At 62.3% G+C, this 13,729-nt stretch carries 11 protein-coding genes; 4 read left to right on the forward strand and 7 right to left on the reverse strand.

From position 1 onward, the window contains the following. Nucleotides 1–3 precede the first annotated feature (3 nt). From lpdA to ACCD05_RS07005, 7 genes are all read right to left on the reverse strand, one after another. Entirely contained in the window at nt 4–1,401 is a 1,398-nt protein-coding gene (gene lpdA / locus ACCD05_RS06975; protein ID WP_112949507.1) for a dihydrolipoyl dehydrogenase, read from the reverse strand. Between the two features lie 5 nt (nt 1,402–1,406). Beyond that, nucleotides 1,407–2,669: a dihydrolipoamide acetyltransferase family protein gene (locus tag ACCD05_RS06980; protein ID WP_112949508.1), complete on the reverse strand. Its 1,263-nt coding sequence runs from the start codon at nt 2,667–2,669 to the stop codon at nt 1,407–1,409. 2 nt (nt 2,670–2,671) lie between these two features. Beyond that, entirely contained in the window at nt 2,672–3,685 is a 1,014-nt protein-coding gene (locus tag ACCD05_RS06985; RefSeq protein WP_111560434.1) for an alpha-ketoacid dehydrogenase subunit beta, read from the reverse strand. A gap of 1 nt (nt 3,686) precedes the next feature. Further along, entirely contained in the window at nt 3,687–4,919 is a 1,233-nt protein-coding gene (locus ACCD05_RS06990; protein ID WP_018901295.1) for a thiamine pyrophosphate-dependent enzyme, read from the reverse strand. 62 nt (nt 4,920–4,981) lie between these two features. After that, entirely contained in the window at nt 4,982–6,109 is a 1,128-nt protein-coding gene (locus tag ACCD05_RS06995; RefSeq protein ID WP_112989317.1) for an acyl-CoA dehydrogenase family protein, read from the reverse strand. A 20-nt stretch (nt 6,110–6,129) separates the two neighbouring features. Further along, nucleotides 6,130–7,317, reverse strand: a complete 1,188-nt coding sequence (locus ACCD05_RS07000; protein ID WP_112949377.1) for an acetyl-CoA C-acyltransferase — start codon at nt 7,315–7,317, stop codon at nt 6,130–6,132. 352 nt (nt 7,318–7,669) lie between these two features. Next, on the reverse strand, nt 7,670–8,923 hold the full coding sequence (locus ACCD05_RS07005; RefSeq protein WP_112949376.1) for a D-amino acid dehydrogenase: 1,254 nt from the start codon (nt 8,921–8,923) through the stop codon (nt 7,670–7,672). Between the two features lie 187 nt (nt 8,924–9,110). Here ACCD05_RS07005 and ACCD05_RS07010 point away from each other — a divergent pair, with 187 nt between their 5' ends. The 4 genes from ACCD05_RS07010 to ACCD05_RS07025 all read left to right on the forward strand — a co-directional run bounded on the left by ACCD05_RS07010 (nt 9,111) and on the right by ACCD05_RS07025 (nt 13,729). Further along, nucleotides 9,111–9,563 (forward strand): Lrp/AsnC family transcriptional regulator, encoded by a 453-nt coding sequence (locus ACCD05_RS07010; RefSeq protein ID WP_111560429.1) that lies wholly within the window; start codon nt 9,111–9,113, stop codon nt 9,561–9,563. Nucleotides 9,564–9,933: 370 nt separating this feature from the next. Then, complete coding sequence (locus ACCD05_RS07015) at nt 9,934–10,752, forward strand: glycosyltransferase family 25 protein (RefSeq protein ID WP_111560940.1); 819 nt, start codon at nt 9,934–9,936, stop codon at nt 10,750–10,752. Between the two features lie 81 nt (nt 10,753–10,833). Then, nucleotides 10,834–12,750: a nucleoside-diphosphate sugar epimerase/dehydratase gene (locus ACCD05_RS07020; protein ID WP_112949375.1), complete on the forward strand. Its 1,917-nt coding sequence runs from the start codon at nt 10,834–10,836 to the stop codon at nt 12,748–12,750. Between the two features lie 43 nt (nt 12,751–12,793). Then, on the forward strand, nt 12,794–13,729 hold the full coding sequence (locus ACCD05_RS07025; RefSeq protein WP_112949374.1) for an NAD-dependent epimerase/dehydratase family protein: 936 nt from the start codon (nt 12,794–12,796) through the stop codon (nt 13,727–13,729).

Consider the following 13,729-nt stretch of genomic DNA (forward strand, 5'->3'; position numbering starts at 1 on the left):
GCCTCACATGTGCAACGCATGGCCAAGCGCTTTGAGCGCCGCTTCCTGAACGGCTTCGCTGCGGGTCGGATGGGCGTGGATCGTTCCAGCAATATCCTCCAGGCGAGCGCACGTCTCGATCGCCAGCGCAAACGCCGCCGACAATTCGGAAACGCCGCGCCCGACCGCTTGCAGGCCGAGCACGAGATTGGTATCGGCGCGCGCCACCACACGCACGAAGCCATCCTCGGATTGCATGGTCATGGCGCGGCCATTGGCCGAGAAAGGGAACTGGCCAACGCGGATCTCGTAGCCCTGCGCGCGGGCCTCCTCTGGCGACAAGCCGGCGCTGACGATTTCCGGGTCCGTGAAGCAGACGGCGGGAATGCAGCGCTTGTCCCAGCTCCGCGGACGGCCGGCGATGATTTCCGCCACCATCTCGCCCTGCGCCATTGCCCGGTGCGCAAGCATCGGTTCGCCGGTGATGTCACCAATGGCATAAACCCCGCGCATCGACGTGCGGCACCGGTCGTCAATGCGTAGATAAGGCCCGGCGCGGTCGAGATCGAGTTCCTCCAATCCCGCGTCTGTTGTTCGTGGCCTACGCCCGACGGTGACGAGTATCCTGTCAGCCGGCAGCTTGATCTCGCGGCCATCGGCCTGCTCGATGATCAGGCTTTCGCCGGCATCGGACAGCGCCTTTGCCTTAGCTCCGAGGTGAAGATCAATGCCGCGCTCCTTCAGCGCCTTAGCAACAGGTTTGACAAGCTCGGCGTCGTATAGCGGCAGGATCTGGCCCGTCGCCTCGACGATTGTGACCGAGGAGCCAAGCTTGGCGAAGGCTGTGCCGAGTTCCAGGCCGATATAGCCGGCGCCGACAACCACCAGTCTTTCCGGCACGCTGTGCAGCGCCAGCGCCTCCGTGGAGGAGATCACCCTTCCACCAAATGGAAGCCCCGGCAGTTCGACCGGCTCGGAGCCCGCCGCGATCACGATATTCTCCGCGCGGATGAGCTGTGCGCCGGTCTCCGTCTCGACCTCCACCGTCTTCCCGTCGCGGAACCGCGCCCGGCCATGGACCTGCTTCACCCGCGCCTTCTGCAGCAAGGCGGCAACGCCACCGGTGAGACGGCCGACAATGCCGTCTTTCCAGGCGATCGTCCTGGCGAGATCGATCGCCACTCCCTCGGCACGGATGCCAAGCCGGTCTCGACCGCTCGCCATCCGGCGCGCAGCGTCGAATTCGTCAGCAACATGGATGAGCGCCTTGGAGGGAATGCAGCCGATATTGAGGCAGGTGCCGCCCGGTTTTTCCATTTCGACGATTACGGTGTCGATGCCCATTTGACCCGCGCGGATCGCGCAGACGTAACCGCCGGGCCCCGCGCCGATGACCAGCAATTTGCAGATGATCTCTTTCATGGCCCTCAGCCTTCGATGAAAATCAGCGCCGGCGTTTCAAGCAGCGCGCGGATGCGCTGTATGAAGGTCGCCGCGTCCCAGCCGTCGATGATGCGATGGTCGAAGCTGGAGGAAAGGTTCATCATCTTGCGCGGCACGAATTGCGTCCCATCCCAGGCGGGGCGGGTGGCGATCTTGTTGACGCCGATGATCGCGACCTCAGGATGGTTGATGACAGGCGTCGAGACGATCCCCCCAAGCGCGCCCAGCGAGCTTATCGTGATGGTTGAGCCCGTCAGTTCGTCACGCGTCGCGGTTCCGTTGCGCGCGGCATCGGCAAGGCGCGCCATCTCGGCGGCGCAGTCCCAGATCGTGCGGGCCTCGGCGTGACGTACGACCGGTACCACGAGGCCGGCAGGCGTCTGTGCGGCTATGCCAATGTGAACACCACCGGAGCGGGTAAGGATGCCGGCATCGTCGTTGAAGGTGGCGTTTATATCCGGCTGGTCGACGACGGCCTTGACGATCGCCCGCATCAGGAAGGGAAGGATCGTCAGTTTCGGATGATCTGGCTTGTGGTCCCGGTTCATCGTCGCCCGCAAATCCTCCAGCGCCGTCATGTCGATTTCCTCGACATAGGTGATATGCGGGATGCGCGAGGTGGAGAGCGACATCTTCTCGGCGATCCGTCGCCGCATGCCGGTGAGTTTCACGTCCTCGGTGGTAGTATTCCGGGCGAACAGGGCAGGGGCTGCAAGCGAAGACGCACCGCGCGCGAGATATTGCTCGACATCTTCGCGCAAAATGCGTCCGTCCGGACGGTTTGGCGACACCTGCCTGAGATCGACGCCGCTTTCACGTGCGAAGAGACGCACGGAAGGCGACGCCAGTGGCTTTTGCTGCGGTCCGCTGCTTGTCGGCTGGGACAGCGTTTGCTTGGCTTGCGTCGGTTGCGGCCGAGCAGGGGCTTCGCTTTCACAGGCAGCGGCGGACGGCTTCTCTGTCGCCAGGGGCGCTGGCTGAGCGGGTGCCGACGCCTCATCTCCATCCGCCGTCTCTATCCTCACCAGTGGCGCTTTTACGGCCACGGTATCTCCCACTTCGGCGCCAAGCCAGGTCACCGTACCGCTGACCGGCGACGGGATCTCCACCGTCGCCTTATCAGTCATCACGGCCGCGATCACCATGTCCTCGCGAACCGGATCGCCGGCCTTCACGTGCCATTCGACCAGCTCCGCCTCGGCCACGCCTTCTCCGACATCGGGCATCTTGATCGTGAACTCGCCCATCCTCACGCCTCCATGACTTCGGCAAGCGCCCGTCCGACGCGCGCTGGGCCGGGGAAATAGTCCCACTCCTGCGCATGCGGATAGGGCGTATCCCAGCCCGCGACCCGCACGATCGGCGCCTCCAGATGGTAGAAGCAATGCTCCTGGAGCAACGCGACGATCTCGGCCCCGAAGCCCGACGTCAGCGTTGCTTCATGAACCACGACGCAGCGGCCGGTCTTCGACACGGATTGCACGATGGTATCGAGGTCGAGCGGCAAAAGGCTGCGCAGATCGATCACCTCGGCATCGACACCGGTGTCTTCCGCCGCCGCGAGCGCCACATGCACCATCGTTCCATAGGCAATGACCGTGACCCCGCTTCCGGCGCGGCGGATTTCAGCCTTGCCGATCGGGATCGCATAGTGGTCTTCCGGCACTTCGCCGAGCTCGTGCTTCGACCATGGCGTGACCGGACGCTCGTGGTGGCCATCGAAGGGTCCATTGTAAAGCCGCTTCGGTTCGAGAAACATCACCGGGTCCGGATCCTCGATCGCGGCGATGAGGAGCCCCTTGGCGTCATAGGGGTTGGAGGGAACGACCACTTTCAGGCCGCAGACATGGGTAAACAGCGCTTCCGGGCTCTGGCTGTGCGTCTGCCCGCCGAATATCCCGCCGCCTGTCGGCATCCTGAGCACGATCGGGCATGTGAAATCGCCGTTGGAACGATAGCGAATGCGCGCGGCCTCCTGGGTGATCTGGTCATAGGCCGGATACATGTAATCGGCGAACTGGATCTCGACGCAGGGCTTCAGCCCATAGGCTGCCATGCCGATCGCCGTGCCGACGATACCGGATTCGCTGATCGGCGTGTCGAAGCAGCGGGTCTTGCCGTACTTCGCCTGAAGCCCCTGTGTGCAGCGGAATACGCCGCCGAAATAGCCGACATCCTCGCCGAACACGACGACATCTTCGTCTCGGGCCATCGAGATATCCATGGCGCTGCGCACCGCCTCGATCATGGTCATGCGCGCCATATCAATACCCCGCTTTCTGCCGCTGGCGGCGAATGTGCGGCGGCATCTCGGCATAGACGCCCTCGAAAATATCGCGCACCGAAGGCTTGCCGCCAGCATGCAGCGTTCCGTGTTCCTCGGCTCGCTTTTGCGCATCGATCACTTCGTCGAGGATCTCGGCCTCGGCCTGAACGTGGCGCTCCTCCGACCAGACACCCTTGAGGATCAGGTGCTTCTTCAGCCGCAGCACGGGATCTCCGAGCGGCCATGCGTCGGACTCGGTTTTCGGGCGATAGGCGCTCGGATCGTCGGAGGTCGAGTGGGCGCCGACGCGATAGGTGACATATTCAATCAGCGTCGGACCCAGATTGCGTCGCGCCCGCTCCGCCGCCCAGCGCGCCACCGCATAGACGGCCAGATAGTCGTTGCCATCGACGCGCAGCGCCGGGATGCCGAAGCCGAGCCCACGAGCGGCGAACGTGCCGGAACCACCACGCGCGATGCCTTGAAAGGTGGAGATCGCCCACTGATTGTTGACGATGTTCAGGATGACAGGCGCTCTGTAGGTCGAGGCAAAGACGAGGGCCGAATGGAAATCGGACTCCGCGGTCGAGCCGTCGCCGATCCAGGCAGCCGCGATGCGTGTATCGTTCTTGATCGCGGACGCCATCGCCCAGCCGACGGCCTGGACATACTGGGTGGCGAGGTTGCCTGATATGGTGAAGAAGCCGTGCTCCTTGGAGGAGTACATGATCGGCAGCTGCCGTCCCCGCAGCGGATCGTTCTCGTTGGAGAAGATCTGGTTCATCATCTCGACCATCGGATAGTCGTCGGCAATCAGGAGGCCGGCCTGTCGATAGGTCGGGAAATTCATGTCCCCCTTGTTCAGCGCCTTGCGCACGGCGCAGCTGACCGCCTCTTCGCCAAGATGCTGCATATAAAAGGACGTCTTGCCCTGGCGCTGCGCCATCAGCATGCGTGCATCGAAGGCGCGCAGCTTCATCATGTTGCGCAGCCCGGTCAAAAGCGCCTCGTCCGAGAGCAACCCCGCCCAGGGCCCAACGGCTTCGCCCTCCTGGTTGAGCACGCGGATGATCGAATAGGCGAGATCGCGGATGTCCTCGGATGCGACATCCACCTCCGGGCGCGGCACGGCGCCGGCCTTGGCGATCTTGACGTTGGAGAAATCGGGTAGACCGCCAGGGCGAACGGCGGGTTCGGGGACGTAGAGGCTCAGTCGTTGACTGTCTGGCATTTCCTATGTTCCTCCTCCGCTCGCATCAATCCTCTCCTCAGGATCAACGCGGCGTATTCTCCCTATAGATTGCGGGCGATCACCATGCGCTGCACGTCACTCGTTCCCTCGTAGATCTGGCAAATGCGGACATCCCGGTAGATGCGCTCGACGGGATAATCACTCATGTAGCCGTAGCCGCCATGGATCTGGATCGCGTCGGAACAGACGCGCTCGGCCATTTCCGAGGCAAAGAGCTTGGCCATCGACGCCTCGGAAAGACAGGGCAGCCCCGCCTCGCGCAGACTTGCTGCATGGAACACAAGCTGCCGCGCCGCCTCGATCTGCGTCGCCATGTCGGCAAGACGAAAGGCGACGGCCTGATGCTCGATGATCGGTTTGCCGAAAGCGGTCCGCTCGCGGGCGTAGTCGCGCGCTGCCTCATAAGCCGCACGCGCCATGCCGACCGCCTGCGCCGCGATCCCGATCCGGCCGCCCTCAAGATTGGCAAGCGCGATCCTGTAACCATCGCCTTCCTCGCCTAGGCGAAGATCCGCTCCAACGCGCATGCCGTTGAAGGCGATCTGGCAAGTGTCGGAGGAATGCAGGCCCAACTTGTGCTCGACGCGAATGACCTCATATCCCGGCGTGTCCGTCGGCACGATAAAGGCGGTGATGCCCTTCTTGCCGGCCGCCGCGTCCGTGACCGCGAAGACGATGATCACCTGTCCGTTCTTGCCCGAGGTGATGAACTGCTTGGCGCCGTCAAGCACGTAGTGATCGCCGTCGCGCCGGGCGCGGGTGCGCAGATTGGAGGCGTCGGAGCCCGCCTGCGGCTCCGTCAGCGCGAAACCGCCGATCCATTCGCCGGTGGCGAGCTTCGGCAGGAAGCGCTGTTTCTGCTCCTCGTTTCCGAATTTGAGGATGGGAACGCAGCCAACGGAGCTATGGACGCTCATGATCGTCGAGCAGGGGCCATCTCCGGCGGCGATCTCTTCAAGTGCCGCCGCATAAGCGACCGTCCCCGTGTCGGAGCCACCATAGGTCTCCGGCACCAGCATGCCGAGAAGGCCGAGCTCGCCCATTTCCTTCAGTTCGTCGCGCGGAAAGCTATGTGTGCGGTCCCGCTCGGCGGCGCCCGGCGCCAGTCGTTCGCGCGCGAAATCCCGCGCGAGATCCCGGATTTGGCTCTGCGTGTCGGACAAGATCATCAGCGCGCCTCCTTTTGCGCTTACGGCCGCTCGATGGCGATAGCGGTCGCCTCACCGCCACCGATACAGAGCGCCGCCATCCCGCGCTTCAGCCCGTATCGCTCCAGCGCCGCCAGTAGCGTGACGATGACGCGAGCACCAGACGCACCGATCGGATGCCCAAGCGCGCATGCGCCGCCGTGGACGTTGACCTTGTCGTGGGGGATATCGAGATCACGCATCGCCGCCATCGGCACGACGGCGAAGGCTTCATTGATTTCAAACAGATCGACGCTCGATAGCGGCCACCCCGTGCGTTCGGAGAGCTTTCTCAAGGCGCCGATCGGCGCCGTCGCGAATTCGCTGGGTGCCTGGGAATGCGTGGCGTGCCCGACGATGGTCGCGCGCGGTGCGATGTCGTGTTGGTCGGCCCGCGAGCGGCGCATCAGCACCAGCGCGGCGGCGCCATCGGAAATCGAGCTTGCATTGGCGGCCGTCACCGTTCCGCCCTCGCGGAAGGCCGGTTTCAGCCTGGGGATCTTGTCGATGCTGGCCTTACCGGGCTGCTCGTCCTCACGGATCGTCGCTTCGGTTTTCCCCGATATGACGGATACCGGCACGATTTCGCGGTCGAAATAGCCCGCCTCTATCGCCTTCTGTGCCCGCGTGAGCGACGTGATGGCATAGGCGTCCTGCGCCTCGCGCGTGAATTGATAGGCCTCGGCGCAGTCTTCCGCGAATGTCCCCATCAAGCGCCCCTTGTCATAGGCATCCTCGAGCCCATCGAGGAACATATGATCGATCACGCGCCCGTGGCCGAGCCGGTAGCCGCCGCGAGCACGATCAAGTAGATAGGGCGCATTCGTCATGCTTTCCATGCCGCCCGCGATCACCAGCGAGGCGCTCCCGGCGGCGAGTAGATCATGGCCGATCATCACGGCCTTCATGCCGGAACCGCACATCTTGTTGACGGTGCTGGCGGCAGTGGAGAAGGGGAGGCCGGCGCCAATCGCCGCCTGTCGGGCCGGCGCCTGCCCCTGGCCGGCGGCGAGCACGCAGCCCATGATGACTTCGTCGACCCTCTCAGCTGGGACGTCACTTTGCGAGAGCGCCGCTGCGATTGCCGATCCACCCAACTGTGGTGCGGCCAGGGAGGCGAAGGCTCCCTGAAAGCCACCGATCGGCGTGCGGGCGGCGCCTGTGATCACAATCGGATCCTGCATCGTCATCGCGACCTCCTCCTCGAAGCCGGCATCGGGCTGTAGCGTGCGCCACGACCGATTGCCCTCCCGAGAACGGGAAGAACAAACGTCATCAAGCTGCACGGTTCTCCTCCCATGCATCACCTCATCGATTGCGTCGTGCCACCTACAGCGGCATTTCAGGCAACCAAGACAATGCGAAGTCTATGCGCGCTCTTTGTTGAAAGCGATGGCAAATTGTTGCGATGTTTATCCGCAGCCGGCAACGAAGTTGCCGGACGGATGCCTGCATCAGGCCGATCGTTGCGGCGCGGCTTAGCCGCGCTGCTGGACCGGGCTGCGGCCCGGATCCAGCGCTATCATTCGGCGATTCCGCCTTCTATCTGCCGTAGCGGGCGAGCGACAGGTCACTGACGTCGATATCCGCATTTCGGCCGCTGACGACATCCGTCAATACCCGTGCGGAGCCTGTGCTCATGGTCCAGCCGAGCGTGCCGTGGCCGGTATTGAGGAAGAGATTACGGATGTTGGTCGCACCGATGACGGGAGTGCCATCCGGCGTCATCGGACGTAGGCCGGACCAATAATTGGCGGCCTTCAGATCGCCACCGGGGAAGAGATCGCTGACCGAATGCTCCAGGGTTCTGCGGCGCGCGGGGCCTAGGTCGTTCGTATAGCCGGAAATCTCCGCCATGCCGCCAACGCGGATACGGTCGCCCAGGCGCGTGATGGCAATCTTGTAGGTCTCGTCCATGACAGTGGACTCAGGTGCGCGCGACGCATCGGTAATCGGGATGGTCAGCGAGTAGCCCTTTACCGGATAAACGGGGAGCTTGATCCCGAATGGCTTCAACAGCAGCGGCGAATAGCTGCCGAGCGCAACGACGACGGCATCGGAAAAGACGGCACCGGTGTCAGTGACGACGCCCTTCGCCTGTCCTGCCTCGACCACCAGCCCCTGGATCTGGCGTCCATAGTCGAAGGTGACGCCCATCGAAACACACTTTGCGGCAAGTGCATTGGTGAACTTGAAGCAATCGCCGGTCTCGTCCTTGGGCGTCAGCAGGCCGCCGACGATCTTGTCGCTAACGTGGCGCAACGCCGGCTCCATGCGGATGCAGCCCTCACGGTCCAGCACTTCATAGGGAATACCATCAGCCGCCAGCGCCTTCACATCCTTGGCCGACGCGTCGAGCTGCGCCTGCGTGCGGAAGAGCTGCAGCGTTCCCTGCATGCGCTCGTCATAGGCGATATCGGTCTCGGCGCGCAGTTCGGCGAGCGACTGACGGCTGTAATCGGCAAGGCGCAGCATGCGTGATTTGTTGATCGCGTAGCGCTCGGAGGTGCAGTTGGAGAGCATCCTGATCATCCAGGAGATCATCGCATAGTCGACCTTCGGGCGGAGGATGAGCGGCGCGTGCTCCATGAACAGCCACTTCAGCGCCTTCTGCGGAATACCGGGTGCCGCCCAGGGAGAGCAATAACCGAAGGACACCTCGCCGGCATTGGCAAAGCTGGTCTCAAGCGCCGGACCGGATTGGCGATCGATCACGGTGACCTGATGTCCGGCCTTGGCCAGATAGTAGGCGCTGGTGACCCCGATGACGCCGGCGCCGAGAATGGTCACTTTCATGCTTGCCCCTTTTATCCATGCTTTTTTGCCAAGTGTATTTGGCGTTTACGACGTCGGCCGATGCACCTTTGGTGCTTGCGATAAAAATAGAGAAACAATCGAACAATTTCCTGCTGATCAGAATGCCGATATTGCATTCGATTGTCGAATGCGAAATTATCACGCGCCAAAAGAGGAATTATTGCGTATGCTCCTGGATGCGATCGACCGAAACATCGTGCGTCAGCTCAGGTTGAATGCGCGCATTGCCAACACGGCACTTGCAGCGGAAGTCGGCCTTTCTCCGTCAGCATGTCTTCGACGGATCGCAAGACTGGAAAAATCCGGCCATATCAGGGGCTACACGGCGTTGATCGGCACCTCGGACAGCGACGACGCGCTGGCGGTTATCGTCAACATCACGCTCGATCGGCAGACCGAGGAGCATCTGAACAGGTTCGAGGCAGCCATCCGCCGATATCCGGAGATTCAGGAATGTTTCTTGATGACCGGTGGATCGGATTATATTCTCAAGGTGGAAGTCGAAAGCGCGCGCGATTTCGAGCGAATCCACAAGGATATATTGTCGACCTTGCCCGGCGTCGCGCGTATCCATTCGAGCTTCTCGATTAGGGATGTGCTGAAGCGGGGACCACGTTAGGGCTGATCCGGATGATGCCCTAGGTTGCAATCGCACCTTGGCGCGAGCGTGTCGAGTTGGCGTTATCGACGCAATAATGGTGATCGACGAAAATTGCCACTCCGCAGTGTGATTGCACGCGAAAACAACTGACTTGGCAGCCGAGCGGCGCCTTCGTTGTCATCCGTTGGCGACACGTCACCCCATTTGGCTCGTGGGCGATGGCCGGCTCTTGAGCCACTCTCCCCGTGAAAACGCTTTGCCCGTTTGGGTAGAGCCTTGCACACGCCTCCTATACCTATTAATGGCTGTCACGGTTGGCCGAGACGTGTGCCTTAGCGAAGAGACCCGTAACAAGCTTGGCGCCCGATGGATGCCCCAGGAGACGACCGTGCGTGAACGCCAGCAGATCGACAGCGCGGCTGATATCAGCAATGCGCATCCATCCGAAACGGGTCAGGCCCTGACTCGACGGGAAATCGTGTCCTACGTCATCAACCTCGATCGCTCCATGGACCGCTGGCACCATATAAAGAGCCAGGCCGAAGAGTTCGGCCTGGATGTCCAGCGTATCGCCGGCGTCGAGATCGATCCTGCGAGCGGAACGCAATGGCCAGATTATGACCGCGTCGCCTTCGTTCGCGGCAATGGTCGCCCGATGCTGCCGCAGGAATACGGTTGCTATCTTGCCCATGTCAAAGCGCTTAACGCGTTTTTGGAGAGCACGGCGGAGTGCGCGGTCATCATGGAGGATGACGTCAATCTCAGCGCCGACCTCGTCTCTCGCGCCTACAGCGCGCACCAGGCTGCGCCATTCGCCGAAGTGTTGAAATTGCTCAACCATCGCGTTGTCTGGTTCAGGCCGATCGCGAGGTCGGTCGGCGGCGATGTGATTGGAAAATGCCTGTTTGGCCCCCAGGGGTCCGCGGCATGCTACCTCGTCACCCGTGCGGGCGCGCGGAAGCTGGTAGAGGCCCTCAAGGTCATCACATGCCCCTATGACATAGCGCTTGAGCGTGGGTGGGCCACCGGCGTGAAGGTCTATACCGTGAAGGACGATCTGATTGCCTTGTCGGTTCGGTCGAAAGAGAGCCAGATCGCTGATCGCGCTCGGTATCGATCGATCAAGCTACGTGGCATCCGCAAAATTCCAACGCATATCTGGCGCATGGTGGAACTCTTTCGTCGGGTACGGTACGCGGTTTCATGAGCCATCTTTTCCTTTCCAGTTTTCGCCATAGCATCGCGTGTCGGCCGCTATCGCCAAACCAGTCACGATTGAGCCAGCGCTATGTTTGACAATTATGTTCAGCAGGTTCTTGCCTTGCCGCGACCGGCGAAGCGGGTGATTGCGCTGCTCTTCGACGCCTGCCTGTGCATCATTACGGTCTGGATCGCGTTCTGCTTTCGCTTCAACGACTGGTACCTGATGACGGGTGTGCAGTTCTGGACGATCCCTGTATCGCTCGTCATCGCGCTACCGTTGTTCATCACCTTCGGCCTTTACCGCGCCATCTTCCGCTTCATGGGTTGGGCCGCCTTTTCCACGGTCATCAAGTGCGTGCTGATCTATGGCGCGGTCTATATGGTGATCTTCACGGTCATCAGCGTTCCGACCGTCCCCAGAACCGTCGGCATCCTGCAGCCGATGCTGCTCCTGCTGGCCGTTGGCCTGTCACGCTTCGTGGCACGCTATTTCCTCTATGATGCATATAGCGAGATTCTCGGCGAGGCCGCGCCGATCCGCACTCTGGTCTATGGCGCCGGCACGCAAGGACGGCAGCTGGTGAGCGCCTTGGGGCATTCGGCCGAGTTCAAGGTCGTCGGCTTTCTCGATGACGATAAGGGCCTGAAGGGGATGTCGCTCAACGGCGTGAAGATCTACAGCCCTCTTAACATCGAGAAGGTCTGCGCGGACCTTGAGGTCAAGACCGTTCTTCTGGCTCTTCCGCAGATCGATCGTGCTCGACGCAACGAGATCATCGAACGCTTGCGTTCCGCTCGGGTCGCTGTTCGCACCGTTCCCGATATCAGCGCAATCGCGACAGGACAGGCGCAGCTGACCGACCTGCAGGATCTGGATGTCGAGGACCTTCTGGGTCGAACGGCGGTGCTGCCGAATGTGCAGCTGCTGGAGCAGAACGTCCGCGATCGGATCGTCCTTGTGACCGGCGCGGCCGGCTCGATCGGCAGCCAGCTGTGTCGCGAGATCGCCAAGCTGCATCCCAAGGCGCTGCTGCTCTTGGATCAGAACGAGTTCGGCATTTACTCGCTGCAGGGCGAGCTGGCTGGCGAAGATGCCGAGCCGCCATTTCCGATCGTCCCGCTGCTTGCCGATGTTTGCGACGAACACCGCATCAACACCATCATCCAGACCTGGAAGCCGGCCACGGTCTATCATGCCGCGGCCTACAAGCATGTGCCGCTCGTCGAACAAAACCCCGCCGAAGGTGTCAAGACCAATGTCTTCGGGACGCTAACGGTGTCCAAGGCGGCTTTGGCTGCCGGTGTCGAGCGCATGATTTTGGTCAGTACAGACAAGGCCGTTCGGCCGACCAATGTCATGGGCGCCACGAAACGCCTGGCTGAAATGATCCTGCAGGCGCTCGCCGAACAGCACGGCGGCACGACCTTTTCCATGGTGCGCTTCGGCAACGTGTTGGGCTCGTCGGGCTCCGTCGTGCCGCTCTTTCGCCAGCAGATCGGCCGGGGTGGTCCGATCACGCTGACGCATGAGGACATTACGCGCTTCTTCATGACCGTGCCGGAAGCAGCCCAGCTCGTCATTCAGGCTGGCGCGATGGCATCCGGTGGCGATGTCTACCTGCTCGATATGGGCGAGCCGGTGAAGATTATCGATCTCGCGCGTCGCATGGTCGAACTGTCGGGCCTGACGGTCCAGGACGAGCAGAACCCGGGCGGCGATATCAGCATCGTGACGACAGGCCTGCGTCCGGGCGAGAAGTTGTATGAAGAGCTGCTGATCAACGACAATCCGGAAGTGACTGACCACCCGAAGATCCGCCGTGCGCGCGAACAGTTCCTCGGCTGGGCGCAACTATCAGCCAAGCTCGACGCGCTCGCGCGGTTCGCGCGAGATGGGGATGCAAGGCGGCTGAAGGCGGCGCTCAGCGATCTGGTGCCGGGATACAGCCCCATGGAGCGCGTGGTGGATCTCGTCGCGCTGCGGCAGGAGGTCTCCCAATGACGGTCCGCGCCACGCAAGACGGCCAAGGCCGCCGGAGGCTGGCATGTTCCTCGTAACCGGCGCCTCCGGCTTTGTCGGCCAGGGGCTTTTGCGCACACTGAGGCAACGCGGCATTCCCTTTCGTGGCACAGGCAGGGGCGGGAGTGGCGAGCTCCTCGCTGTCGGGGATATTCACGGCGCGACCGACTGGTCTGCCGCCCTTGACGGCATCGATGTCGTGGTCCACCTCGCGGCCGTCAATCAGAATGTCGTCGAAGGGTCGCCGGCGGTGCTTGCCGAGTATCGATCCGTAAACGTCGAGGGGACGATCAACCTGGCGCGTCAGGCCGCGGCCGCGGGTGTGAGACGGTTCGTGTTCTTGAGTTCGATCAAGGCGAGCGGCGAGGCGACGACCAAGGGCAAGCCGTTTACTGCCGAGGGCGAGCCTGCTCCGGAAAGTGATTACGGCCGAACGAAGCTCGAAGCCGAGCGATTGCTGCACGCGCTTGGCGCCAGCACCACGATGGAGATCGTGATCATCCGATCGCCGCTGGTCTACGGGCCCGGCATGCGTGGAAGCTTCCAGGCGCTGGTGCGGCTTGTCCAACGCGGCCTGCCGCTGCCCTTCGCCTCGATCGATAACCGCAGGTCGATGGTCTATCTGGAGAACCTGACCGACCTAATCGTGACCGCTGCCAACCATCCGGACGCCGCGGGCGGGACGTTCATGGTTGCCGATAGCAAGAGCCCATCGACACCGGAACTCGTGCGGATGATTGCCGCGGTAACCGGCTCGTCGGCCTCGCTGCTGCCGTTCCCGCCGGCGCTGCTGGAGTTTGCTGGAAATGTGACTGGAAAACGCGAACTGGTTTACCGCCTGACGCGCTCGCTAGACGTCGACATCTCCGAAACCAGCCGCCGGCTAGATTGGATGCCACCTTTCGAGATGGCCGACGCGTTGGCACGAACGCTTGGCCCCGCAAGATCCACTAAGGAATAA

The organism is Rhizobium sp. Rhizsp42 (genome assembly GCF_047304155.1).
Classification (GTDB): domain Bacteria; phylum Pseudomonadota; class Alphaproteobacteria; order Rhizobiales; family Rhizobiaceae; genus Rhizobium.

Coding starts and splice junctions, on each gene's coding strand:
- lpdA (WP_112949507.1), bottom strand. CDS start 1,401: ATGAAAGAGATCATCTGCAAATTGCTGGTCATCGGCGCGGGGCCCGGC.
- ACCD05_RS06980 (WP_112949508.1), bottom strand. CDS start 2,669: ATGGGCGAGTTCACGATCAAGATGCCCGATGTCGGAGAAGGCGTGGCC.
- ACCD05_RS06985 (WP_111560434.1), bottom strand. CDS start 3,685: ATGGCGCGCATGACCATGATCGAGGCGGTGCGCAGCGCCATGGATATC.
- ACCD05_RS06990 (WP_018901295.1), bottom strand. CDS start 4,919: ATGCCAGACAGTCAACGACTGAGCCTCTACGTCCCCGAACCCGCCGTT.
- ACCD05_RS06995 (WP_112989317.1), bottom strand. CDS start 6,109: ATGATCTTGTCCGACACGCAGAGCCAAATCCGGGATCTCGCGCGGGAT.
- ACCD05_RS07000 (WP_112949377.1), bottom strand. CDS start 7,317: ATGACGATGCAGGATCCGATTGTGATCACAGGCGCCGCCCGCACGCCG.
- ACCD05_RS07005 (WP_112949376.1), bottom strand. CDS start 8,923: ATGAAAGTGACCATTCTCGGCGCCGGCGTCATCGGGGTCACCAGCGCC.
- ACCD05_RS07010 (WP_111560429.1), top strand. CDS start 9,111: ATGCTCCTGGATGCGATCGACCGAAACATCGTGCGTCAGCTCAGGTTG.
- ACCD05_RS07020 (WP_112949375.1), top strand. CDS start 10,834: ATGTTTGACAATTATGTTCAGCAGGTTCTTGCCTTGCCGCGACCGGCG.
- ACCD05_RS07025 (WP_112949374.1), top strand. CDS start 12,794: ATGTTCCTCGTAACCGGCGCCTCCGGCTTTGTCGGCCAGGGGCTTTTG.